The organism is Streptomyces sp. NPDC002958 (assembly GCF_055563255.1).
Window position 1 is genome coordinate 500797 of sequence record NZ_JBVHDS010000003.1, and the last position, 23730, is coordinate 524526.

21 protein-coding genes are annotated in these 23730 nt (G+C 69.2%); 14 read left to right on the forward strand and 7 right to left on the reverse strand.

The annotated features are described in order from the left end of the window. Nucleotides 1-225: 225 nt before the first annotated feature. Together ACZ3IC_RS08615 and ACZ3IC_RS08620 are read right to left on the reverse strand one after the other, a co-directional pair. Nucleotides 226-882, reverse strand: a complete 657-nt coding sequence (locus ACZ3IC_RS08615; RefSeq protein ID WP_467413910.1) for an MBL fold metallo-hydrolase — start codon at nucleotides 880-882, stop codon at nucleotides 226-228. Nucleotides 883-892: 10 nt separating this feature from the next. Then, nucleotides 893-1582 carry a maleylpyruvate isomerase family mycothiol-dependent enzyme gene (locus tag ACZ3IC_RS08620; protein WP_467413912.1) on the reverse strand — a complete coding sequence of 230 codons (690 nt, stop codon included), beginning with the start codon at nucleotides 1580-1582 and terminating at the stop codon, nucleotides 893-895. Between the two features lie 175 nt (nucleotides 1583-1757). Here ACZ3IC_RS08620 and uvrA point away from each other — a divergent pair, with 175 nt between their 5' ends. From uvrA to ACZ3IC_RS08690, 14 genes are all read left to right on the forward strand, one after another. Continuing rightward, on the forward strand, nucleotides 1758-4817 hold the full coding sequence (gene uvrA, locus ACZ3IC_RS08625; RefSeq protein WP_467413913.1) for an excinuclease ABC subunit UvrA: 3060 nt from the start codon (nucleotides 1758-1760) through the stop codon (nucleotides 4815-4817). A 289-nt stretch (nucleotides 4818-5106) separates the two neighbouring features. Next, nucleotides 5107-5535, forward strand: a complete 429-nt coding sequence (locus ACZ3IC_RS08630; protein WP_467413914.1) for a Rieske (2Fe-2S) protein — start codon at nucleotides 5107-5109, stop codon at nucleotides 5533-5535. Nucleotides 5536-5619: 84 nt separating this feature from the next. Continuing rightward, on the forward strand, nucleotides 5620-7731 hold the full coding sequence (gene uvrC / locus ACZ3IC_RS08635) for an excinuclease ABC subunit UvrC (protein ID WP_467413917.1): 2112 nt from the start codon (nucleotides 5620-5622) through the stop codon (nucleotides 7729-7731). After that, on the forward strand, nucleotides 7724-8695 hold the full coding sequence (rapZ, locus tag ACZ3IC_RS08640) for an RNase adapter RapZ (RefSeq protein ID WP_467413918.1): 972 nt from the start codon (nucleotides 7724-7726) through the stop codon (nucleotides 8693-8695). The genes uvrC and rapZ overlap by 8 nt, the downstream gene beginning before the upstream one ends. Beyond that, nucleotides 8692-9726 (forward strand): gluconeogenesis factor YvcK family protein, encoded by a 1035-nt coding sequence (locus tag ACZ3IC_RS08645; protein WP_467413919.1) that lies wholly within the window; start codon nucleotides 8692-8694, stop codon nucleotides 9724-9726. Before rapZ ends, ACZ3IC_RS08645 begins: the two co-directional genes overlap by 4 nt. Further along, on the forward strand, nucleotides 9717-10706 hold the full coding sequence (whiA, locus tag ACZ3IC_RS08650; protein WP_467413921.1) for a DNA-binding protein WhiA: 990 nt from the start codon (nucleotides 9717-9719) through the stop codon (nucleotides 10704-10706). Before ACZ3IC_RS08645 ends, whiA begins: the two co-directional genes overlap by 10 nt. A 260-nt stretch (nucleotides 10707-10966) precedes the next feature. Then, nucleotides 10967-11974, forward strand: coding sequence for a type I glyceraldehyde-3-phosphate dehydrogenase (gene gap, locus ACZ3IC_RS08655; protein ID WP_467413922.1), 1008 nt, complete (start codon nucleotides 10967-10969; stop codon nucleotides 11972-11974). Between the two features lie 110 nt (nucleotides 11975-12084). Further along, complete coding sequence (locus ACZ3IC_RS08660; RefSeq protein WP_467413925.1) at nucleotides 12085-13296, forward strand: phosphoglycerate kinase; 1212 nt, start codon at nucleotides 12085-12087, stop codon at nucleotides 13294-13296. A 6-nt stretch (nucleotides 13297-13302) separates the two neighbouring features. Further along, nucleotides 13303-14079 carry a triose-phosphate isomerase gene (tpiA, locus tag ACZ3IC_RS08665; RefSeq protein WP_467413926.1) on the forward strand — a complete coding sequence of 259 codons (777 nt, stop codon included), beginning with the start codon at nucleotides 13303-13305 and terminating at the stop codon, nucleotides 14077-14079. 112 nt (nucleotides 14080-14191) lie between these two features. After that, on the forward strand, nucleotides 14192-14428 hold the full coding sequence (gene secG / locus ACZ3IC_RS08670; protein WP_467413928.1) for a preprotein translocase subunit SecG: 237 nt from the start codon (nucleotides 14192-14194) through the stop codon (nucleotides 14426-14428). A gap of 109 nt (nucleotides 14429-14537) precedes the next feature. Next, nucleotides 14538-14873: an RNA polymerase-binding protein RbpA gene (locus ACZ3IC_RS08675; RefSeq protein WP_072483070.1), complete on the forward strand. Its 336-nt coding sequence runs from the start codon at nucleotides 14538-14540 to the stop codon at nucleotides 14871-14873. Between the two features lie 172 nt (nucleotides 14874-15045). Next, entirely contained in the window at nucleotides 15046-16722 is a 1677-nt protein-coding gene (gene pgi, locus ACZ3IC_RS08680) for a glucose-6-phosphate isomerase (protein WP_467413930.1), read from the forward strand. Nucleotides 16723-16726: 4 nt separating this feature from the next. After that, complete coding sequence (locus ACZ3IC_RS08685; protein WP_467413932.1) at nucleotides 16727-17230, forward strand: PH domain-containing protein; 504 nt, start codon at nucleotides 16727-16729, stop codon at nucleotides 17228-17230. Then, nucleotides 17227-18810 carry a PH domain-containing protein gene (locus tag ACZ3IC_RS08690; protein WP_467413934.1) on the forward strand — a complete coding sequence of 528 codons (1584 nt, stop codon included), beginning with the start codon at nucleotides 17227-17229 and terminating at the stop codon, nucleotides 18808-18810. The genes ACZ3IC_RS08685 and ACZ3IC_RS08690 overlap by 4 nt, the downstream gene beginning before the upstream one ends. A 9-nt stretch (nucleotides 18811-18819) precedes the next feature. On the opposite strand, the gene ACZ3IC_RS08695 is transcribed toward ACZ3IC_RS08690, so the two are convergent. The 5 genes from ACZ3IC_RS08695 to tal all read right to left on the reverse strand — a co-directional run bounded on the left by ACZ3IC_RS08695 (nucleotide 18820) and on the right by tal (nucleotide 23728). Further along, nucleotides 18820-19149 (reverse strand): VOC family protein, encoded by a 330-nt coding sequence (locus tag ACZ3IC_RS08695; protein WP_467413936.1) that lies wholly within the window; start codon nucleotides 19147-19149, stop codon nucleotides 18820-18822. 109 nt (nucleotides 19150-19258) lie between these two features. After that, nucleotides 19259-20041, reverse strand: coding sequence for a 6-phosphogluconolactonase (gene pgl / locus ACZ3IC_RS08700; RefSeq protein WP_467413938.1), 783 nt, complete (start codon nucleotides 20039-20041; stop codon nucleotides 19259-19261). Then, entirely contained in the window at nucleotides 20038-21051 is a 1014-nt protein-coding gene (opcA, locus tag ACZ3IC_RS08705) for a glucose-6-phosphate dehydrogenase assembly protein OpcA (protein WP_467413939.1), read from the reverse strand. The genes pgl and opcA overlap by 4 nt, the downstream gene beginning before the upstream one ends. Beyond that, the gene (gene zwf / locus ACZ3IC_RS08710) at nucleotides 21048-22580 is read right to left on the reverse strand and encodes a glucose-6-phosphate dehydrogenase (RefSeq protein ID WP_467413940.1); all 1533 of its coding nucleotides are present in this window, start codon (nucleotides 22578-22580) and stop codon (nucleotides 21048-21050) included. Before zwf ends, opcA begins: the two co-directional genes overlap by 4 nt. A gap of 5 nt (nucleotides 22581-22585) precedes the next feature. Continuing rightward, nucleotides 22586-23728, reverse strand: a complete 1143-nt coding sequence (tal, locus tag ACZ3IC_RS08715) for a transaldolase (protein ID WP_467413943.1) — start codon at nucleotides 23726-23728, stop codon at nucleotides 22586-22588. Nucleotides 23729-23730: the final 2 nt, after the last annotated feature.

The following is a 23730-nucleotide window of genomic DNA, read 5'->3' on the forward strand; positions in this document are numbered from 1 at the left end:
ACGGACAAGGGTTCCAGCATCGACGCCTGACCTCGGCGGACGGCCCGGCGGCCCGGTGGCCGTCCGGCCGGGCGGGAACAACCGGCACCGGTCGGGGCGCGCAACTGTTCGTTGCCCGCCCCGGCCGGTTCTTTCACGGTGGAGAGCTCCCCGGTCCGCGGGAGCGGCGGTCGACTGGCAGCGCTCGCATCACGTGCAGGCCCGGTGGCTGCGGTGCGACTGCCGTCACCAACCCCGGGCGCGCCACTGCGGCAGCTGCGGACGCTCGTCGCCGAGCGTGGTGTCGTGACCGTGGCCCGGATAGACCCATGTCTCGTCGGGCAGCTGATCGAAGAGCTTGGTCTCCACATCGTGGAGCAGGTTCGCGAAGGCCTCGGGATCGTTGTGCGTATTGCCGACGCCGCCCGGGAAGAGGCAGTCCCCGGTGAACAGATGCGGGGCGCCGTGCGGGTCGTCGTAGACCAGCGCGATGGAGCCCGGGGTGTGACCGGCGAGGTGACGGGCGGTCAGGGCGACCCGGCCCACCCGGATCGTGCCGTTGTCGTCGACCAGGACATCGGTCGGGACCGGGATGCCCTCGGCGTCGTACCGCCCGGCGTACGTACGCGCGCCGGTGGCCGCCACCACCTCGGCGAGCGCCTGCCAGTGGTCGCCGTGCCTATGGGTGGTGACGACGGACGCGATGCCGTCGTCACCGATCAGCCGCAGCAGGGTCCCGGCCTCGTTGGCCGCGTCGATCAGGAGCTGCTCGCCGGTGGCCCGGCAACGCAGCAGATAGGCGTTGTTGTTCATCGGGCCGACGGCGACCTTGGAGATCATCAGATCCGTCAACTCGTGAACATCCGCACGTCCGCCGACCTTGACCGCTCCGCTGTACGTCATACGTCTCAGCCTATAGCGGGGGCAGCACGGGGAGGGGGCCGCCTTCGACGGTCAGGGCCGACCCGTCGCGGCGCCCGCAGAGCCAGCCGAGCAGCTCGGGGGCCGGGCCGCGGACCACGACAGGACTGCCCTCGGCGCCGCCGCCCGTCGTCCAGAACCGGCCGTCGTCGGCGGCCACGTCCGTGGACACCACATCGGGGTGCCCGTCGAACCGCTCGACGAGGAAATCGATCTCCCGCGCAACGAACTCGTCCGGCAGATCCTCCAGCTCGTAACCGATCCCCAGGTCGACATGGTGCAGTTCGACCTCGACGCGGCGGCGGAAGGGGACCCGGGAGGCCGAGTCGGTCACGCCGTTGCGCAACGTGACCGTGCGGGACCAGTCGGCCGGGGCCGAGGCGGCGTCGACGAAGCGGGCCGCGCTCTCGACCAGGTCGGTCAGCTGCTCGGCCTTCGGCCGGGGTGCGTCGCGCTCGATGTCGCGGTTGCGGGTTTCGCTGTCTGCGTACATGGGCCGACCCTGGAGAACATTTGTGAGCGCGTCGGCGTTACGAGAGAGGTGCGCAACGACATGGCCGCGGCTCCAGCCCGGCAATCGCGACGGCTGGGCGAGTGCGGCGTCGTCCAATTTCTCGGTGGCGCTGAGCAGTCGCCCGGTCGCTTCCTGTACGGCATCCAGGTCGTGCGCGTGATCAATCATGAGGCTGAGCCTAGCCTCGCCACTCATTCGGGTGAAGGAGTCTCCGGCCGTCCATAAATCGAATGCGCGTGCTATACGCTCGGACTCGAAAGCTTCGTACATCGCTGTGGCGCCCCCCATACCCTGGGACAGGGGCTCAGTTCCCCCACTTCTCTCTAGAAAGGTGCGGACCGGCGTGGCCGACCGTCTCATCGTCCGTGGCGCGCGCGAGCACAACCTCAAGAACGTCTCGCTCGACCTTCCCCGCGACTCCCTCATCGTCTTCACCGGGCTTTCCGGGTCGGGTAAGTCGTCCCTCGCGTTCGACACGATTTTTGCCGAGGGCCAGCGGCGCTATGTGGAGTCCCTCTCCTCGTACGCCCGCCAGTTCCTCGGCCAGATGGACAAGCCGGACGTCGACTTCATCGAGGGCCTCTCGCCCGCCGTCTCCATCGACCAGAAGTCGACCTCGCGCAACCCGCGCTCGACGGTCGGCACCATCACCGAGGTCTACGACTACCTCAGGCTGCTCTTCGCCCGGATCGGCAAGCCGCACTGCCCCGAGTGCGGCCGGCCCATCTCGCGCCAGTCGCCGCAGGCCATCGTCGACAAGGTGCTCGGCCTTCCCGAGGGCAGCCGTTTCCAGGTGCTCTCGCCGCTGGTGCGCGAGCGCAAGGGCGAGTTCGTCGACCTCTTCGCCGATCTGCAGACCAAGGGCTACAGCAGGGCCCGGGTCGACGGCGAGACCATTCACCTCTCCGAGCCGCCCAAGCTGAAGAAGCAGGAGAAGCACACCATCGAGGTGGTCATCGACCGTCTCACGGTGAAGGACAGCGCCAAGCGCCGGCTGACCGACTCGGTGGAGACCGCGCTCGGGCTCTCCGGCGGCATGGTCGTGCTCGACTTCGTCGACCTCCCCGAGGACGACCCCGAGCGTGAGCGGATGTACTCCGAGCACCTCTACTGCCCGTACGACGACCTCTCCTTCGAGGAGCTGGAGCCCCGCTCCTTCTCCTTCAACTCGCCCTTCGGCGCCTGCCCCGACTGCACGGGTATCGGTACGCGGATGGAGGTCGACCCGGAGCTGATCGTCCCCGACGTGGAGAAGTCGCTGGACGAGGGCGCGATCCACCCCTGGTCGCACGGCCACGTCAAGGATTATTTCGGCCGGCAGATCAGCGCGCTCGCCGCAGCCCTCGGATTCCGTACGGACATCCCGTGGGCCGGGCTGCCGCAGCGCGCCAAGAAGGCCCTGCTCCACGGCCACAAGATCCAGACCGAGGTCCGCTACCGCAACCGCTACGGGCGCGAGCGCGCCTACACCACCCCCGCCTTCGAAGGCGCGGTGCAGTTCGTCAAGCGGCGGCACTCCGAGGCCGAGAGCGACTCCAGCCGGGAGCGCTTCGAGGGCTATATGCGTGAGGTGCCCTGCCCGACCTGTGAGGGCACCAGGCTCAAGCCGATCGTCCTCGCGGTGACGGTGATGGAGAAGTCCATCGCCGAGGTCTCCTCGATGTCGATCAGCGAGTGCGCCGATTTCCTCGGCCGGATGAAGCTGAACGCCCGCGACAAGAAGATCGCCGAACGGGTGCTGAAGGAGGTCAACGAGCGGCTGAGGTTCCTGGTCGACGTCGGCCTCGACTACCTCTCGCTGAACCGCGCGGCGGGCACCCTGTCCGGCGGCGAGGCCCAGCGCATCCGGCTGGCCACGCAGATCGGCTCCGGCCTGGTCGGCGTGCTCTACGTGCTGGACGAGCCTTCCATCGGACTGCACCAGCGGGACAACCACCGGCTGATCGAGACCCTGGTCCGGCTCCGTGACATGGGCAACACGCTCATCGTCGTCGAGCACGACGAGGACACCATCAAGGTTGCCGACTGGGTCGTCGACATCGGCCCCGGCGCGGGTGAGCACGGCGGCAAGGTGGTCCACTCCGGATCGCTCAAGGAGCTGCTGGGCAACGGCGAGTCGATCACCGGCCAGTATCTGACCGGCAAGAAGTCGATCGCGATGCCCGACATCCGGCGCCCCGTCGACCCGACGCGCAGGCTCACGGTGCACGGTGCCCGGGAGAACAACCTCCAGGACATCAATGTCTCTTTCCCGCTCGGCGTGCTCACGGCCGTCACAGGTGTCTCGGGCTCCGGGAAGTCGACGCTGGTCAACGACATCCTCTACACCCACCTGGCACGCGAGTTGAACGGCGCCAAGTCCGTCCCCGGCCGGCACACCCGGGTCGACGGGGACGACCAGGTCGACAAGGTGGTGCACGTCGACCAGTCGCCCATCGGACGTACGCCCCGGTCCAACCCGGCCACGTACACCGGCGTCTTCGACCACGTCCGCAAGCTGTTCGCGGAGACGATGGAGGCGAAGGTGCGCGGCTATCTGCCGGGCCGCTTCTCCTTCAACGTCAAGGGCGGCCGCTGCGAGAACTGCTCCGGCGACGGCACCATCAAGATCGAGATGAACTTCCTGCCGGATGTGTATGTCCCGTGCGAGGTCTGCCACGGTGCGCGTTACAACCGGGAGACGCTGGAGGTCCACTACAAAGGCAAGTCCATCGCCGAGGTGTTGGACATGCCGATCGAGGAGGGCCTGGAGTTCTTCGAGGCCGTCCCCACGATCGCCCGCCACCTGCGCACGCTCCACGAGGTCGGCCTCGGATACGTCAGGCTCGGCCAGTCCGCGCCGACACTCTCCGGCGGTGAGGCACAGCGTGTGAAGCTCGCGAGCGAGCTGCAGAAGCGCTCCACCGGCCGCACGGTCTACGTCCTGGACGAGCCGACGACGGGTCTGCACTTCGAGGACATCAACAAGCTCATCAAGGTGCTCTCCGGGCTGGTCGACAAGGGCAACTCGGTGATCGTCATCGAGCACAACCTCGATGTGATCAAGACCGCGGACTGGGTTATCGACATGGGCCCCGAAGGGGGCAACGGCGGCGGTCTGGTCATCGCCGAGGGAACCCCGGAGCAGGTCGCCGGGATTCCGGCCAGCCACACCGGCAAGTTCCTCCAAGGCATCCTGGACCCGGACCGGGTGAGCGAAGCCACGGTGCCCGCGGCCCGCAAGCCGGTGCGGAAGGTGGCTGCGAAGAAGGCGGTCGCCGCGAAGTCGGCCCCGGTCAGAAAGACGGCCACGGCCAGGACGAGCGTGGGCCAGGCCGTCAAGTCCGCCACGGCCAAGACCGCCAAGACGGCTGCGGCCAAGAAGCCCGCGGCGAAGAAGACGACCGGCTCGCGCAAGGCCTGACGGCCCCGCGCCGAAGCGGCGGCCCCGTAAGCCGGGGCCGCCGCTTCTGTCGGTTCGCAGTACCCGCACCAGGCGGTACCAGGCACCCCATACCAAGCGCACACCAAGCGTCCCCACCCCCCTGACCAGGGACAATCGGCCTTGGGTGGCCCGGCCGTCGGAACTCCGATCTCCGCCGGTATCGTCGGTTCTGTCACCGATGGCTCTGATACCCGCGGTACCCCCGGTACTCCCGGTGTCTCAGTAGCCCCTGGTACCCCTTGCCCCCCTCTGAACAGTGGAGACCCGCATGCCCGGCCAGCCCGCCGCCCGCCGTACTGTGCTGAAGGGCGCCGCGCTCGCCGGCGTCGCCGGGCTGGGAACGGCCGCCTGCTCGACCGAATCGAAGCTCGGCCACGCCGAGACGCCGACGCCGACCGCCCCCGTCGAGCTCGGCGCTGCGGAAGAGGTGCCGGTCGGCGGATCCAAGCTCTACCGCGAGCAGCGGGTCATTGTCAGCTGCCCGGCCAAGGGCCAGTACAAGGCGTTCAGCGCCCAGTGCACGCACGCGGGCTGCCTGCTGGACAAGGTCGAGGACAACGTGGGGAACTGCCCCTGTCACGGCAGCCACTTCGACACGACGACCGGCAAGGCGATGCGCGGCCCGGCGACCGTGCCGCTGCCCTCGGTCCCGGTCAAGGTCGAGGGCGGAAAGCTCGTCGCGGGCCCCGACGCCTGACACCCGGCCGAGGCCGGACTCACTCCCAGTCCCAGTCGATCCGAGCAGGCCGCACTGTCACTGCCCGCAAGTAGGGTGGGACACATGGCAGACCCCTCCAGTTACCGCCCCAAGCCGGGACAGATCCCCGACTCCCCGGGGGTCTACAAATTCCGCGACGAACACCGTCGGGTGATCTACGTCGGAAAGGCCAAGAGCCTGCGCCAGCGCCTGGCCAATTACTTCCAGCACCTGGCCGCGCTCCACCCGCGTACGCGCACGATGGTCACCACGGCCGCCTCGGTGGAGTGGACCGTCGTCTCCACGGAGGTCGAGGCGCTCCAGCTGGAGTACTCCTGGATCAAGGAGTTCGACCCCCGGTTCAACGTCAAGTACCGCGACGACAAGAGCTATCCGTATCTTGCGGTCACGCTCAACGAGGAGTTCCCGCGCGTCCAGGTCATGCGCGGAGCGAAGAGGAAGGGCGTGCGCTACTTCGGTCCGTACGGGCACGCCTGGGCGATCCGTGAGACGGTCGACCTGATGCTGCGGGTCTTCCCGGTGCGTACGTGCTCCGCAGGCGTCTTCAAGAACGCCGCCAGGACCGGCCGCCCGTGCCTCCTTGGCTACATCGGCAAGTGCTCGGCTCCCTGCGTCGGCCGGGTCACCCCCGAGGAACACCGCGAACTGGCGGGCGACTTCTGCGACTTCATGGCCGGGCGCACCGGCACGTACATCCGCCGTCTGGAGAAGGACATGATGGCGGCGGCCGAAGAGATGGAGTACGAGCGGGCGGCCCGGCTCCGTGATGATGCGGAGGCCCTCAGGCGGGCCATGGAGAAGAGCGCCGTCGTCCTCGCCGACGCCACCGACGCCGACCTGATCGCGGTCGCCGAGGACGAGCTCGAAGCCGCTGTCCAGATCTTCCATGTGCGCGGCGGCCGGGTGCGCGGTCAGCGCGGCTGGGTCACCGACAAGGTCGAGAACGTCGACACCTCGGGCCTGGTCGAGCACGCCCTGCAGCAGCTGTACGGCGAGGAGACGGGCGACTCCGTCCCCAAGGAGGTCCTCGTACCGGCCCTCCCGGAGGACCCCGACGCGGTCTCCCAGTGGCTCGCCGACCGCCGGGGCTCCCACGTCAGCCTGCGCATCCCGCAGCGCGGCGACAAGAAGGACCTGATGGCGACGGTCCAGCGCAATGCCCAGCAGGCCCTGGGGCTGCACAAGACCAAGCGCGCCTCCGACCTGACGACCCGCTCCCGCGCCCTGGAGGAGATCGCCGAGGCGCTCGGCCTCTATACGGCCCCGCTGCGGATCGAGTGCTTCGACATCTCTCATCTCCAGGGCGACGACGTGGTCGCTTCCATGGTCGTCTTCGAGGACGGGCTGGCCCGCAAGAGCGAGTACCGCCGCTTCCAGATCAAGGGCTTCGAGGGCCAGGACGATGTCCGGTCGATGCACGAGGTGATCGGCCGCCGCTTCAAGCGGTACCTCCAGGAGAAGGAGCGGACGGGGGAGTGGGAGGAGCCCTCCGCCCCGACGGGCCCCGCCCCGAACACCATGTCCGTACCGGGTGCCACCCCCGATCCGGACACCATGCCTGCCCCGAACACCATGTCCGTCCCGGAAACCACCCCTGTCCCGGACCCCACCCCCGATCCGGATGCCGAGCCCCGTGAGGACGACGGCCGTCCCAAGCGGTTCGCCTATCCGCCGCAGCTCGTAGTGGTCGACGGTGGCCAGCCGCAGGTCGCTGCGGCCAAGCGGGCCCTCGACGAGCTCGGGATCGACGACATCGCCGTCTGCGGCCTCGCCAAGCGCCTCGAAGAGGTCTGGCTGCCCGATGACGACGACCCCGTAGTCCTGCCCCGCTCCAGCGAGGGCCTCTACCTTCTCCAGCGCGTCCGTGACGAGGCCCACCGCTTCGCGATCACGTATCAGCGCGCCAAGCGGGCCAAGCGCATCCGGTCCAGCCCCCTGGATGCCGTCGCCGGCCTCGGCGAGACCCGGAAACAGGCGTTGATCAAGCATTTCGGCTCCGTGAAGAAGCTGAAGCAGGCGACAATCGACGAGATCTGCGAGGTTCCGGGGATAGGCCGCAGGACGGCGGAATCAGTGGCTTTCGCCCTGGCCGCGGCCGCCCCGGCCACGCCCGCCGTGAACACGGCGACAGGAGAGATCATTGAAGAAGATGACGGGGGCAGCACGAATGACTGAGCACGAACGCGAACACGAAGTCGAGCACGACAGCACCAACCGAGCAGACGGAGCAGGACACGTGAGTACGGGCACCACGATCGAGACGGGTGACGGGAACGCGGCCATCCCCGAACTGGTGATCATCTCGGGGATGTCGGGCGCCGGGCGCAGCACCGCGGCCAAATGTCTGGAGGACCTCGGCTGGTTCGTCGTCGACAACCTGCCGCCCGCCCTGATCCCCACCATGGTCGAGCTCGGCGCCCGCTCGCAGGGCAACGTGGCCCGGATCGCCGTCGTCGTCGACGTGCGGGGCCGCCGCTTCTTCGACAACCTCCGCGAGTCACTCGCCGACCTGGAGGCCAAGCACGTCACCCGGCGCATCGTGTTCCTGGAGTCCTCCGACGAGGCCCTGGTCCGCCGCTTCGAGTCGGTCCGCCGCCCGCACCCCCTCCAGGGCGACGGCCGGATCGTCGACGGCATCGCCGCCGAGCGCGACCTGCTGCGCGAACTGCGCGGCGATGCCGACCTGGTGATCGACACCTCCAGCCTCAATGTGCACGAACTGCGCGCCAAGATGGATGCCCAGTTCGCCGGCGACGAGGAGCCGGAGCTGCGCGCCACGGTGATGTCGTTCGGCTTCAAGTACGGCCTGCCGGTCGACGCCGACCTGGTGGTCGACTGCCGCTTCCTGCCCAACCCGCACTGGGTCCCCGAGCTGCGCCCGTTCACCGGGCTCAACGAGGAGGTCTCCGCCTACGTCTTCGACCAGCCCGGCGCCAAGGAATTCCTCAACCAGTACACGGAGCTGCTCCAGCTCATCGCCGCCGGGTACCGCCGCGAGGGCAAGCGCTATGTGACCATTGCCGTCGGCTGCACCGGCGGCAAGCACCGTTCGGTCGCCATGTCCGAGAAGCTGGCGGCCCGGCTCGCGACCGAAGGCATCGAGACCGTCCTCGTCCACCGGGACATGGGGCGCGAGTGACCAGCCGCAATCTGCGCCTGCGGCGGCTGCGCAGAGCCACCTCCGCGTTGCCCGGCCGCAAGCGCGGCGCACAGCCCAAGGTCGTCGCCCTCGGCGGCGGCATGGGCCTGTCCGCGTCGCTCGCGTCGCTCCGCCGGATCACCGGCGATCTCACCGCCGTGGTCACCGTCGCCGACGACGGCGGCTCCAGCGGCCGGCTCCGCGAGGAGCTCGGAGTACTGCCGCCCGGCGATCTGCGCAAGGCGCTCGCCGCCCTGTGTGGCGACGACGACTGGGGCCAGACCTGGGCCCGGGTGATCCAGCACCGCTTCCAGTCCAAGGGCGATCTGCACGAGCACGCGGTCGGCAATCTGCTGATCGTCGCCCTCTGGGAGCAGCTCGGCGACCATGTCCAGGCCCTGGACCTGGTCGGCAAGCTTCTCGGGGCGCACGGCCGGGTGCTGCCCATGTCCGCCGTGCCGCTCGAGCTCCAGGCACTCGTACGGGGACATGACCCGGCCCGCCCGGACGACGTGGACACGGTGCGCGGCCAGGCCACCGTGGCGCTCACCCCGGGCGAGGTGCAGTCCGTCCACCTCGTCCCGCACGACCCGCCGGCCGTTCCCGAGGCCGTCGCCGCCGTCCTGGACGCCGACTGGGTGGTGCTCGGCCCGGGGTCCTGGTTCTCCTCCGTGATCCCGCATCTGCTCGTCCCGGAACTGCTCGACGCGCTCGTCGAGACCAAGGCCCGCAAGGTGCTGTCGCTCAATCTCGCACCGCAACCCGGTGAAACTGATGGCTTCTCTCCGCAGCGTCATTTGGAGGTTTTGGGACGACACGCCCCTAAACTCGCCATGGACGTGGTGCTGGCCGACGAAGCCGCCGTGCCCGATCGCGAGTCCCTGGCCCAAGCCGCCAAGCGGCTCGGTGCCGCGGTCGAGCTGGCGCCGGTGGCCTCACCCGACGGCGTTCCGATTCATGATCCGGAGCTGTTGGCCGCCGCGTACGACCGTATTTTTCGGATGCATGGAAGGATCGGCCCATGGCGATGACGCCGGCGGTGAAGGACGAAATCTCTCGGCTTCCCGTGACCCGGACCTGCTGCAGGAAGGCAGAAGTCTCGGCGATTCTTCGGTTCGCGGGTGGGCTGCACCTGGTGAGCGGTCGGATTGTGATCGAGGCGGAGCTGGACACCGCAATGGCGGCGCGCCGGCTGAAGCGGGACATCCTCGAGATCTTCGGGCACAGCTCGGAGCTGATCGTGATGGCGCCCGGAGGTCTGCGGCGCGGCTCCCGCTATGTCGTACGGGTGGTGGCGGGCGGCGATCAGCTGGCCCGCCAGACCGGCCTGGTGGACGGCCGTGGTCGTCCCATCCGCGGCCTGCCCCCGCAGGTGGTCTCGGGGGCCACCTGCGATGCCGAGGCCGCCTGGCGCGGGGCCTTCCTGGCCCATGGCTCGCTCACCGAGCCGGGCCGCTCCTCCTCGCTGGAGGTGACCTGCCCGGGCCCGGAGGCGGCGCTCGCGCTGGTCGGCGCGGCCCGCAGGCTCTCCATCGCGGCGAAGGCCCGCGAGGTGCGCGGGGTGGACCGGGTCGTCGTCCGTGACGGCGACGCGATCGGCGCCCTGCTCACCCGGCTCGGCGCCCATGACTCGGTGCTGGCCTGGGAGGAGCGGCGGATGCGCCGCGAGGTCCGCGCCACCGCCAACAGGCTCGCCAACTTCGACGACGCCAACCTGCGCCGTTCCGCGCGGGCCGCGGTCGCCGCGGGCGCCCGGGTGGGGCGTGCGCTGGAGATCCTGGGCGAGGAGGTGCCCGAGCATCTCGCGGCGGCCGGACGGCTGCGCATGGAGCACAAGCAGGCGTCCCTGGAGGAGCTGGGCGCGCTCGCCGACCCGCCGCTGACCAAGGACGCGGTCGCCGGCCGGATCCGTCGGCTGCTGGCGATGGCCGACAAGCGGGCCCAGGACCTGGGTATCCCGGGCACGGAATCCACCCTCAGCGAGGAACTCGCCGACGGCCTGGTGGGCTGAGGCGCGACCGCCATGAAGTCGGCCAAATGCAGAACGCACGGCATTCCCAGAGGTGTTGACGCTCCGTAATCGTCGCTGCGTGTGCGGCCAAGTATTCGAAGGCCCGTACTCCTATCGAGGAGGACGGGCCTCGGCGGTTCTTACGGCCCCGCTCGATGTCACCCCGGGGCGGTCGGAGAGGTAGGGTCGGAGGCGGTCGGGGACATCTCATACATCTGGCCGGGGTGGAAACCCCGCGTACCTAACGAGGAGATCGGTTCGTGACGATCCGCGTAGGCATCAACGGCTTTGGCCGCATCGGTCGTAACTACTTCCGCGCGCTGCTGGAGCAAGGTGCGGACATCGAGATTGTGGCTGTCAACGACCTGGGTGACACCGCGACCACGGCACACCTTCTGAAGTACGACACGATCCTGGGCCGTCTCAAGGCCGAGGTCAGCCACACCGCCGACAGCATCACCGTCGACGGCCACACCATCAAGGTGCTCTCCGAGCGCAACCCGGCCGACATCCCCTGGGGTGAGCTGGGCGTCGACATCGTCATCGAGTCGACCGGCATCTTCACCAAGAAGGCCGACGCCGAGAAGCACCTCGCGGGTGGCGCCAAGAAGGTCCTCATCTCGGCCCCGGCCAAGAACGAGGACATCACCATCGTGATGGGGGTCAACGAGGAGAAGTACGACGCGGCCAACCACCACGTCATCTCCAACGCCTCCTGCACCACCAACTGTGTCGCGCCGATGGCCAAGGTTCTGGACGAGCACTTCGGCATCGTCAAGGGCCTCATGACGACGGTCCACGCGTACACGAACGACCAGCGCATCCTGGACTTCCCGCACTCCGACCTGCGTCGCGCCCGCGCCGCCGCGGAAAACATCATCCCGACCACGACCGGTGCCGCCAAGGCCACCGCTCTGGTGCTCCCGCAGCTCAAGGGCAAGCTCGACGGTATCGCGATGCGCGTCCCGGTCCCGACCGGCTCGGTCACCGACCTGGTCATCACGCTGGAGCGCGAGGTCACCCGCGACGAGGTCAACGCCGCCTTCCAGAAGGCCGCCGAGGAAGGCCCGCTCAAGGGCAAGCTGTTCTACACCGAGGACCCGATCGTGTCCTCGGACATCGTCTCGGACCCGGCCTCCTGCACCTTCGACTCCCTGCTGACCATGGCAGAGGGCGCGCAGGTCAAGGTCATCGGCTGGTACGACAACGAGTGGGGCTACTCCAACCGTCTCGTCGACCTGACCGTCTTCGTCGGCAGCCAGCTCTGACCTTCGAATCGGCAGGCACCTCGATGTGAGCACGGGGCTCGGACGGCGCAACGCAGCGCTGTTCGAGCCCCGTTGCATGCTCTTTCGTCCCTCCAAGGAGTCCAGTAAAGATGAAGACGATCGACGAACTTCTCGCCGAAGGGGTCACCGGCAAGCGCGTATTCGTCCGCGCCGACCTCAACGTGCCGCTGAGCGGCACCACCATCACCGACGACGGCCGCATCCGCGCCGTCCAGCCGACCGTGGAGAAACTCGCCGCAGCCGGTGCGCGGGTCATCGTCGCCTCGCACCTGGGACGCCCCAAGGGCGCCCCGGACCCCACCTTCTCCCTGGCGCCCGCCGCAGCCCGCCTCGGCGAGCTCATCGGCGCCGACGTGGCCTTCGCGACCGACACGGTCGGCGAGTCCGCCCGCGCCACGGTCGCCGCGCTCACCGACGGCAGGGTCGCCGTCATCGAGAACCTCCGCTTCAACCCCGGTGAGACGTCGAAGGACGACGCCGAACGCGGCGCCTTCGCCGACCGGCTCGCCGAGCTCGCCGATGTGTACGTGGGCGACGGCTTCGGAGCCGTGCACCGCAAGCACGCCTCGGTCTTCGACCTCCCGGCCCGGCTGCCGCACGCCGCCGGCGACCTGATCGCCACCGAGGTCGGCGTCCTGAAGAAGCTCACCGAGAACGTCGAGCGTCCGTACGCCGTCGTACTCGGCGGCTCCAAGGTCTCCGACAAGCTCGGTGTCATCGACCATCTGCTGGAGCGCGCCGACCGCATCCTCATCGGCGGCGGCATGGCGTACACCTTCCTCAAGGCCCAGGGCCACGAGGTCGGCAGTTCCCTCCTCCAGGAGGACCAGATCCCGGCGGTGCTGGAGTACCTCAAGCGTGCCGAGGAGAAGGGCGTGGAGTTCGTGCTCCCCGTCGACGTCGTGGTCTCCGAGCAGTTCCCGGACCTGAAGACCAAGGCCCCGACCCGGCACCGCACCGTGCCCGCGGACGCGATCCCGGCCGGTTTCATGGGTCTGGACAACGGCCCCGAGACCAACAAGCTGTATGCCTCGAAGCTCGCCGACGCCGTCACCGTCTTCTGGAACGGCCCCATGGGTGTCTTCGAGCACCCCGACTACGCCGAGGGCACCCGGGCGGTCGCCCAGGCCCTCGTCGACTCCTCGGGCTTCAGTGTCGTCGGCGGTGGCGACTCCGCCGCCGCCGTCCGCATCCTGGGCTTCGACGAGAACGCATTCGGACACATCTCGACCGGTGGCGGTGCCAGCCTCGAATACCTCGAGGGCAAGACGCTTCCCGGCCTCGCCGCACTGGAGGACTGACCTTTCATGACCACCCGTACCCCGCTGATGGCGGGCAACTGGAAGATGAACCTCAACCACCTCGAGGCCATCGCACACGTCCAGAAGCTCGCCTTCGCCCTGGCCGACAAGGACTACGACGCCGTCGAGGTCGCCGTCCTGCCGCCCTTCATCGACCTGCGCTCCGTGCAGACGCTGGTCGACGGCGACAAACTGAAGATCAAATACGGCGCCCAGGACATCTCGGCGCACGACTCCGGCGCCTACACCGGTGAGATCTCCGGCCCCATGCTCGCCAAGCTGAAGTGCACCTATGTCGCCGTCGGCCACAGCGAGCGCCGTCAGTACCATGGCGAGAGCGACGAGATCTGCAACGCCAAGGTGAAGGCCGCCTACAAGCACGGCCTGACCCCGATCCTCTGCGTCGGCGAGGAGCTGGAGGTCCGTGAGGCGGGCAACCACGTCGCGCACACGCTCGCGCAGGTCGACGGCGGTCTCAAGGACATTCCTGCCGAGCAGGCCGAGTCGATCGTGATCGCGTACGAGCCGGTCTGGGCGATCGGGACCGGCAAGGTCTGCGGCGCCGACGACGCCCAGGAGGTCTGCGGGGCGATCCGCAGCCGCCTCGCCGAGCTGTACTCCCAGGAGCTGGCAGACAAGGTCCGCATCCAGTACGGCGGCTCCGTGAAGTCCGGGAACGTCGCCGACATCATGTCGAAGCCCGATGTGGACGGAGCTCTGGTCGGCGGCGCCGCACTGGACGCCGACGAGTTCGTCAAGATCGTCCGCTTCCGCGACCAGTGAGTATGCGGTAGCGCGGATCCGTCGTACCCTTGCGGGGGCCGAGGAGGGTAGCCTCTCGGCCCCCGCTGTTCGCACATGCAGTCCAGAGAATTCCGGAAAGTAGGGACCAGCCGTGATTTTGGCGTTCGAGATCGCCCTGATCGTTTTCAGCCTGCTGCTGATGCTGCTGGTGCTGATGCACAAGGGAAAGGGCGGCGGTCTCTCCGACATGTTCGGTGGCGGCATGCAGTCGTCCGTGGGCGGCTCCTCGGTCGCCGAGCGGAACCTCGACCGGATCACCGTGTTCGTCGGTCTGGGCTGGTTCGCGTGCATCGTTGTGCTTGGTCTGCTGATCAAGCTGGAAAACTGACCCGTCGTACGCGATTCCCGGTGAGGGTGTAACTCCTTTCACTGGACGCGCGTTGGGCCTTACGTAGACTGGGGCATCTTCGAGCACCATCACGCAGGGAGTTACGACCGTGGCAAGTGGCAACGCGATTCGGGGAAGCCGGGTCGGAGCGGGGCCGATGGGGGAGGCCGAGCGGGGCGAGTCCGCGCCGCGCCTTCGCATCTCCTTCTGGTGCTCGAACGGGCACGAGACGCAGCCGAGCTTCGCCAGTGACGCGCAGGTACCGGAGACTTGGGACTGCCCGCGCTGTGGTTTCCCGGCCGGCCAGGACCGGGACAGTCCGCCGGACCCGCCGCGCACCGAACCGTACAAGACGCATCTCGCGTACGTACGTGAGCGGCGTAGCGATGCGGACGGCGAGGCCATTCTCGCCGAGGCCCTGGCGAAACTCCGGGGCGAAATCTAGGGCGTGTTTCGAAAGTCACCCGAAGCAGCGCGGCCGGACACCCCAGGGTGTCCGGCCGCGCTGCTTCGGCCGTGCCGCAGCTTGCCGCCGTCTCGTCAACCCCTCTGATCAATTAGGTTGGAGAGGCAGCGGGGCATCTGCAGGTACGAGAAGAAGTGGGCTGATATCCGGGATGAATACACCAAGCCGAACCAGGCTCAACCAGACGCCCGAGTGGACCGCTCTGGGCAAGCACCACGAGCAGCTCGGTACGACACATCTGCGGCAGCTCTTCGCGGACGATCCGGAGCGCGGTACCGGATACACCCTCCGGGTCGGCGATCTGTATGTCGACTACTCCAAGCACCTGATCACCGACGAGACGCTCCGGCTGCTGCGCGAGCTTGCCGCGGCCACCGGGGTGGCGGAGCTGCGGGACGCGATGTTCCGCGGCGAGAAGATCAATACCACCGAGGGCCGCGCCGTCCTGCACACCGCGCTGCGTGCCCCGCGCGATGCGGTGATCGAGGTCGACGGTGAGAACGTGGTGCCCGGTGTGCACGCCGTACTCGACAAGATGGCGGCCTTCTCCGACCGCGTCAGGTCGGGGGAGTGGACCGGTCACACCGGCAAGCGCATCAAGAACGTCGTCAACATCGGCATCGGCGGCTCCGACCTCGGCCCCGCCATGGCGTACGAGGTGCTGCGCTCCTTCACGGACCGCTCGCTGACCGTCCGCTTCGTGTCGAACGTCGACGGCGCCGACCTCCACGAGGCCGTGCGCGATCTCGACCCGGCCGAGACGCTCTTCATCATCGCGTCGAAGACCTTCACCACGATCGAGACCATCACCAACGCCGCCTCCGCCCGCGACTGGCTGCTGACCGGTCTGAGGGCCGATCAGGAGGCGGTCGCCAAGCACTTCGTGGCGCTGTCCACGAACGCCGAGAAGGTCGCGGACTTCGGCATCGACACCGCCAACATGTTCGAGTTCTGGGACTGGGTCGGCGGCCGCTACTCGTACGACTCCGCCATCGGACTCTCGCTGATGATCGCCATCGGCCCGGACCGGTTCCGCGAGATGCTCGACGGCTTCCACCTCGTCGACGAACACTTCCGCATTGCCCCCGCCGAGGACAACGTCCCGCTGCTGCTGGGCCTGTTGGGCGTCTGGTACGGCGCGTTCTTCGACGCGCAGTCGCATGCCGTGCTGCCCTACAGCCACTATCTGTCCAAGTTCACCGCCTACTTGCAGCAGCTGGACATGGAGTCCAACGGCAAGTCCGTCGACCGGGACGGCCATCCGGTGGACTGGCAGACCGGACCGGTCGTCTGGGGCACTCCCGGCACCAATGGGCAGCACGCCTACTACCAGCTGATCCACCAGGGCACCAAGGTCATCCCGGCCGACTTCATCGGCTTCGCCGAGCCGGTCGCCGATCTGCTGCCCGGTCTGGTCGCCCAGCACGATCTGCTGATGGCCAACTTCTTCGCCCAGACCCAGGCGCTGGCCTTCGGCAAGACGCCGGACGAGGTCCGTGCCGAGGGCGTCGCCGAGGAGTTGGTGCCGCACAAGACCTTCCGGGGCAACCACCCGACGACGACGATCCTGGCCGACAGGCTGACCCCGTCCGTCCTCGGCCAGCTGATCGCGTTGTACGAGCACAAGGTCTTCGTCCAGGGCGCCATCTGGAACATCGACTCCTTCGACCAGTGGGGCGTCGAGCTCGGCAAGGTCCTCGCCAAGAAGATCGAGCCGGTGCTGACCGAGACGTCGACATCAGCCGCTGCCGCGGCGGAGGGGGGCGAGCAGTTGGACAGTTCGACGGCCGCACTCGTCCGGGCGTACCGCACCCGCAGGGGGCGCTGAGCCGATGACCACGGGGGAGCGGACGGTGCGGCTGAGGCCGCCGAACAACACGCTGGACCCGAGGGCCGTCGGCTGGTGGCGGGCCCAGTGGCTGCTGCTGACCGCGGCGTCGGTGGTCGTCCTGGCCGTGCTGGGCGTGCTCATCGAGCCCGCCCGGTTCTGGCTGCTGCTGCCTGCTGCGATCCTCGCGGTCCTCGGCGCCGGCTGCGCCGTCCTCTTCCCCCTCTGGTGGTTCCGCACCCACCGCTGGGAGGTCACCGACGAAGCGGTCTACGTCAGAACCGGAGTCCTCCGGCAGGAATGGCGGATCGCCCCGATGTCCCGGATCCAGACCGTGGACACCGTGCGCGGACCGCTCGAACAGCTCTACCGGCTCGCCACGGTCACCGTGACCACCGCGTCGTCCAAGGGCGCGGTGCGCATCGCGGGACTGGGCCACGAACTCGCGGCCGAGCTGGCCGAGCGGCTGACCCGGATCACCCAGGACACCCCGGGGGACGCCACATGAGCTCCGGGGCGACCGCTTCCGCTTCCCCTTCCCCGGACGCCGAAGGCCACCACGGCGTCACCGGCCCCGGGGCCGCCGCCACTGCCGACTGGCGGCGGCTGGACCGGCGTACGGTCCTCGTCAGCGCGCTCGTCACGGCCGGGGTGGCGGCCGGTGCGGCCGTGCCCACCACGCTCGGGCTTTCCGGACTGTTCGGGTTCGCACCGGCAGTCGCCCTGGTGCTGGGCGGCGCGATCGTGCTGATCGGCTGCGCCGCGGCCGGCGACTACGTACGGTGGCGCCGCACCCGCTACCGCATCGGCACGGAACGGGTCGAGCTCCACACGGGACTGCTGCTCGTCAAGAAGCGCTCACTTGCTCGCGAACGCATCCGCAGCGTCGACCTCACCGCCCATCTGCTGCAACGGGTCCTCGGCCTGGTCACCGTCCGCATCGGCACTGGCGAGCACACCGGCAACGACTCCACCCTGGAACTCGACCCGGTCCCCAAATCCGAAGGAGAACGGCTCCGCCGCGAACTGCTGGAACGCACGGCCACCGGCACTCCGGGCACCCATCGCGAGGGCGAGATCGTCGCCCTCGACCCGCGCTGGATCCGCTACGCACCGGTCTCGTTCGTCGCACCCGCGCTCGGCGGTGCGGCGGCCGGTGCGGTGATGCAGGTCAGCGACTGGTTCGGGGCCCAGGGGCAGGTGATCGACTGGGTCGGAGACCGGTTCCGGGACACTTCGCTGTCCGCCATGATCATGATCCTCGCCGTCGCCGCGGTCGCCATCGGCGCCGTCGCCGCACTCGGCCTGTGGGTCGAGATGTGGTGGAGCTACCGGCTGGAGCGCGAACCCGGCGGCACTCTGCGCCTCCGGCGCGGTCTGCTCACCTCCCGGTCCGTCTCCATCGAGGAACGGCGACTGCGCGGTGTCGACCTCGTCGAACCGCTCGGCATCCGGCTGGTCGGTGCCGCCCGGGTCGACGCGATCACCACCGGACTCGCCAAGGACGACGAGGAACAGCACGGCGACCACAACACCCTGCTGCCCGCCGCGCCCAGGCCCGTGGCCGACACGGTGGCCGCCGACGTGCTGCGCGAGACCACGTCCCCGACCGGCGCCCCGCTGACCGGGCACCCCCGCGCGGCCCGCGGACGTCGGCTGCGCCGGGCGTTGTGGGCCGTCGTCGTCCCCGTATCCGTCCTGGCCCTCCTGGGCGTGCTGCTGACACCCGGCCTGCTCTGGATCGCGCTCGGCTGCGCCGCCGTCGGGCTGCCCGCCGGGGTGCTGCTCGCCCTGGACGCGTACCGCGGTCTGGGACACGCCATCAGCGGCGACTATCTGGTGGTCCGGTCAGGCTCGGTACGGCGCTCGACCGCCGCGCTGGAGCGGGCCGGCGTCATCGGCTGGACGGTCAGACAGTCGTACTTCCAGCGGCGGTCCGGGGTGCTGAGCCTCACCGCGACAACGGCCGCCGGAGCGGGTGCGTACACGGCGTACGACGCAGATGTGAGCGAGGGCCTCGACTTCGCCTCCGAGGCCGTCCCCGGCCTGCTGGAGCCCTTCCTGGAGCGCACCCCGCAGGCCCGGTGACCGCGACGGTCAGCCATGCGTCGTGCCCATGACGCAGAACCTGTTGCCCTCGGTGTCCGCCGGTACTGCGAGATCCGGGTCGTCCGGGTACAGATCCCGGTCGACCCGGGCCGCGCCGAGGGCGACCAGCCGGTCCACCTCGGCGTTCTGCTCCTCGGCGTACAGGCCGGGGCGGACCCGCGGAACCGCCTGCACCGGCGTGGCGCTCCGCGCCAGGGCCAGCCCGGTGCCGTGCGCCCCGGCCGGGACCAGCACCACCCAGTCGTCCCGCGACGGCTCGCGCTCCGCATAGCCGAGCGCCGCCTTCCAGAAGGCCGCCGTGCGCCGCGCTTCCGACACACCCGTCACCACGGTTGGCGATGCGCACCATGCGCCGAGCCCTTCACGCCGCAGGCCCGGCCGCTACGAAGAGCGAACCGGGCCTGCCTGCAACGGTACTGACGACCACTCAGGAAGAGGCCGGCGGATACAGCGCGCGCGGCAGCCGCGAGGCCGCCGCCGCATCCAGCAGCCACAGGGTGCGGCTGCGTCCGTACGCGCCGGCCGCCGGGGCCTGGATCTCCCCGGCGCCCGAGAGCGCGATTTCCGCGGCCTCCGCCTTGTCCTCACCCGCGGCGAGCAGCCACACCTCGCGCGCCGCCCGGATCGCGGGCAGCGTGAGCGAGACGCGGGTGGGCGGCGGCTTGGGAGCGCCGTGCACACCGACGACGGTGCGCTCGGTCTCCCGTACCGCGGGCAGCTCCGGGAACAGCGACGCGACATGCGTGTCCGGGCCGACGCCCAGCATCAGCACATCGAACGTCGGTACCGGACCGTGGTCCTCCGGACCGGCCGCCGCGGCCAGTTCCTCGGCGTACGCGGCCGCCGCCGCGTCGGGGTCGTTGCCGCAGGGGCCGTCCGAAGCGGGCATCGCGTGCACCCGGGACGGGTCCAGCGGCACCGAGTCCAGCAGGGCCTCGCGGGCCTGCGTGACATTGCGCTCCGGATCGCCCTCCGGCAGGAACCGCTCGTCGCCCCACCACAGGTCGAGCCGCGACCAGTCGATCGCGTCCCGTGCGGGCGCCTCGGCGAGAGCGGCCAGCAGGCCGTTGCCGTTGCGCCCGCCGGTGAGCACCACCGAGGCGTGACCACGCGCGGCCTGGGCATCCACGATCTTCGTGATCAGCCGGGCCGCGGCGGCCTGCGCCATCAGCTCCTTGTCGCGGTGCACGACAAGCTGAGGAGCACTCACTTGGCCGCCGCCTTCTTGGCCGCGGTCTTCTTCGCGGCGGCAGGGGCCGCAGCGGGTGCGGGCTCGACCGGCTTCGGCTCCGCCGGTCCGCCGAGCTTCTCCACGCCGAACTTCACCGTTGCCGCATAGGTGTTGTCCGGGTCCAGGCGCCGCAGCTCCTCGGCGAGCAGCTCGGCGGTGTCCCGCCGCTTGAGCGCCACCGCACGGTCCGGCTGGCCCTGCATCGAGAGCGTGGCCAGCGAACCGTCAGGACGGTCCAGGACGATGACGCCGTTCTTGGTCTCCATCCGCACGGCCGTCAGACCTGGGCCGCCGGACAGGGTGCGCTCCACCGGAACGCCGAGCCGGTCCGCGAGCCACATGGCGAGCAGCTCACAGCTCGGGTTCTCCGACTCGCCCTCGACCGTCGCCGAGACGACCTCGACGTGCTGCTGGTCGAGCGCGGCCGCCAGCATCGAGCGCCAGGGCGTGATGCGGGTCCAGGACAGGTCGGTGTCGCCCGGGGTGTACGACCGGGCGCGCACCGCGAGTTCGTCGCTGGGGTTCTCCGACGAGTACGCGTCCGTGATCCGGCGCTGGGCGAGGGCGCCCAGCGGGTCCTTCGCCGGATCGGCGGGCGCGTCCTCGGGCCACCAGACCACGACCGGGGCGTCCGGCAGCAGCAGCGGCAGGACCACCGACTGGGCGTGGTTGGCCAGCTCGCCGTGGAGACGCAGGACGACGGTCTCGCCGGTGCCCGCGTCGGAGCCGACCCGCACCTCGGCGTCGAGCCGGGCGTCCCGGCGGCTGCGCGGCGAGCGGCTGACCCGCTTGATCACCGCGATGATCCGCGAGGGATGCTCGCGCGACGCGTCGCCAGCCGACTTGAGGGCGTCGTACGCGTTCTCCTCGTCGGTGACGATCACCAGGGTCAGCACCATGCCGATGGCCGGGGTGCCGATGGCTCGGCGGGCCGACACCAGCGCCTGGTTGATCTTGCTGGAAGTGGTCTCCGTGAGATCGATCTTCATGGCCGGCGCCAGCTCCGTCCGTCTCGTGCGAGCATCTCGTCCGCCTCGGCCGGGCCCCAGGTGCCCGCCGGGTACTGCGCGGGCTTGCCGTGCTTGTCCCAGTACTCCTCGATCGGGTCGAGGATGTTCCAGGAGAGTTCGACCTCCTGGTGCCGCGGGAAGAGGTTGGCGTCGCCGAGCAGCACATCGAGGATGAGCCGCTCGTACGCCTCAGGGCTCGACTCCGTGAAGGACTCGCCGTAGGCGAAGTCCATCGTGACGTCCCGGACCTCCATCGAGGTGCCAGGCACCTTGGAGCCGAACCGCACGGTCACGCCCTCGTCCGGCTGGACCCTGATGACCAGGGCGTTGCCGCCCAGCTCCTCGGTCGCGCCGGACTCGAAGGGCAGATACGGAGCGCGCTTGAAGACGACCGCGATCTCCGTGACCCGGCGGCCGAGCCGCTTCCCGGTACGGAGGTAGAACGGCACGCCCGCCCAGCGGCGGTTGTTGATCGTCAGCTTGATCGCGGCGTAGGTGTCGGTCTTCGACTTGGGGTCGATGCCGTCCTCTTCGAGGTAGCCGGGGACCTCCTTGCCGCCCTGCCACGCGTGCACGTACTGGCCGCGAACCGTGTGCTCGCCCAGGTCCGCCGGCAGCTCCACCGCCGTGAGCACCTTGAGCTTCTCGGCGACCAGGGCCTTCGGGTGGAAGGAGCCCGGCTCCTCCATCGCGGTCAGCGCCAGCAGCTGGAGCAGGTGGTTCTGGATGACGTCACGGGCGGCGCCGATGCCGTCGTAGTAACCGGCCCGGCCGCCGATGCCGATGTCCTCGGCCATCGTGATCTGGACGTGGTCGACGTACGACCGGTTCCAGATCGGCTCCCACATCGTGTTGGCGAACCGCAGCGCCAGGATGTTCTGTACCGTCTCCTTGCCCAGGTAGTGGTCGATCCGGAAGACCTCGTGGGGCGGGAACACATCGTGCACGAGCTGGTTGAGCTCCTGCGCGCTTGTGAGGTCGTGGCCGAAGGGCTTCTCGATGACGGCACGCCGCCAGGAGCCCTCCTTCTGGTCGGCCAGACCGTGCTTCTTGAGCTGCTGGACGACCTTGGGGAAGAACTTCGGCGGCACGGACAGGTAGAAGGCGAAGTTGCCGCCCGTGCCCTGTGCCTGGTCGAGCTCCTGGATCGTGGCCTTCAGCGTCTCGAAGGCGTCGTCGTCGTCGAAGTTGCCCTGGACGAAGCGCATCCCCTGGATGAGCTGCTGCCAGACCTCTTCGCGGAACGGCGTACGGGCGTGCTGCTTGACGGCGTCGTGGACCTCCTGTGTGAAGTCCTCGTCCTGCCACTCGCGGCGCGCGAAACCGATGAGGGAGAAGCCCGGCGGCAGCAGGCCGCGATTGGCCAGGTCGTAGACGGCGGGCATCAGCTTTTTGCGGGACAAATCGCCCGTGACACCAAAGATGACCAGGCCCGACGGCCCCGCGATGCGTGGGAGCCGTCGGTCCTGAGCGTCACGAAGCGGATTGGCTCCGGGAACACCAGACAAGGTGGTCAGCCCTCCGAAGGGGCGAGGCGCTTGAGCTCCGCCTCGGTCGAGTTGAGCAGGTCGATCCAGGACGCCTCGAACTTCTCGACGCCCTCGTCCTCGAGCAGTTGGACGACATCGTCGTAGGAGATCCCGAGCTTCGCGACGGCATCGAGTTCGGCACGGGCCTGCTCGTAGGTGCCGGTGATGGTGTTGCCCGTGATCTGTCCGTGGTCGGCCGTGGCTTCCAGGGTGGCCTCGGGCATGGTGTTCACCGTGCCGGGGGCGACCAGGTCGTCGACGTACAGCGTGTCCTTGTATGCGGGGTCCTTGACACCGGTCGAGGCCCACAGCGGACGCTGCTTGTTGGCCCGCGCCTTGTCCAGAGCGGCCCAGCGGTCCGAGGACTGTGCCGATCCGTCGGCGGAGCCGAACACCTCCTCGAACGCCTGGTAGGCGAGCCGGGCGTTGGCGAGGGCTGCCTTGCCCTTGAGTGCCTTGGCCTCCGGGGTGCCGACCGCGTCGAGGCGCTTGTCGATCTCGGAGTCCACACGGGACACGAAGAACGAAGCCACCGAGTGGATCCTGGAGAGGTCCAGGCCCGCGGCCTTCGCCTTCTCCAGCCCCGCCAGGTAGGCGTCCATGACCTCGCGGTAGCGCTCCAGCGAGAAGATCAGCGTGACATTGACGCTGATGCCCTTGCCGATGACCTCGGTGATCGCCGGGAGACCGGCCTTCGTCGCCGGGATCTTGATGAGCGTGTTGGGCCGGTCGACCAGCCAGGCCAGCTGCTTGGCCTCGGCGACGGTGGCATCGGTGCGGTGGGCCAGGCGCGGGTCGACCTCGATGGAGACCCGGCCGTCCTGGCCGTCCGTGGCGTCGAAGACCGGGCGCAGGATGTCCGCGGCGTCCCGTACATCGGCCGTCGTGATCATGCGGATGGCCTCGTCGACGGTGACCTTTCGGGTGGCGAGGTCGGTGAGCTGCTGCTCGTAACCATCGCCGTGCGAGATCGCCTTCTGGAAGATCGACGGATTGGTGGTGACGCCCACGACGTGCTGCTGGTCGATCAGCTCGGCAAGGTTGCCCGAGGTGATCCGCTTGCGCGACAGGTCATCGAGCCAGATCGCCACGCCCTCGTCGGAGAGGCGCTTGAGTGCGTCTGTCATGA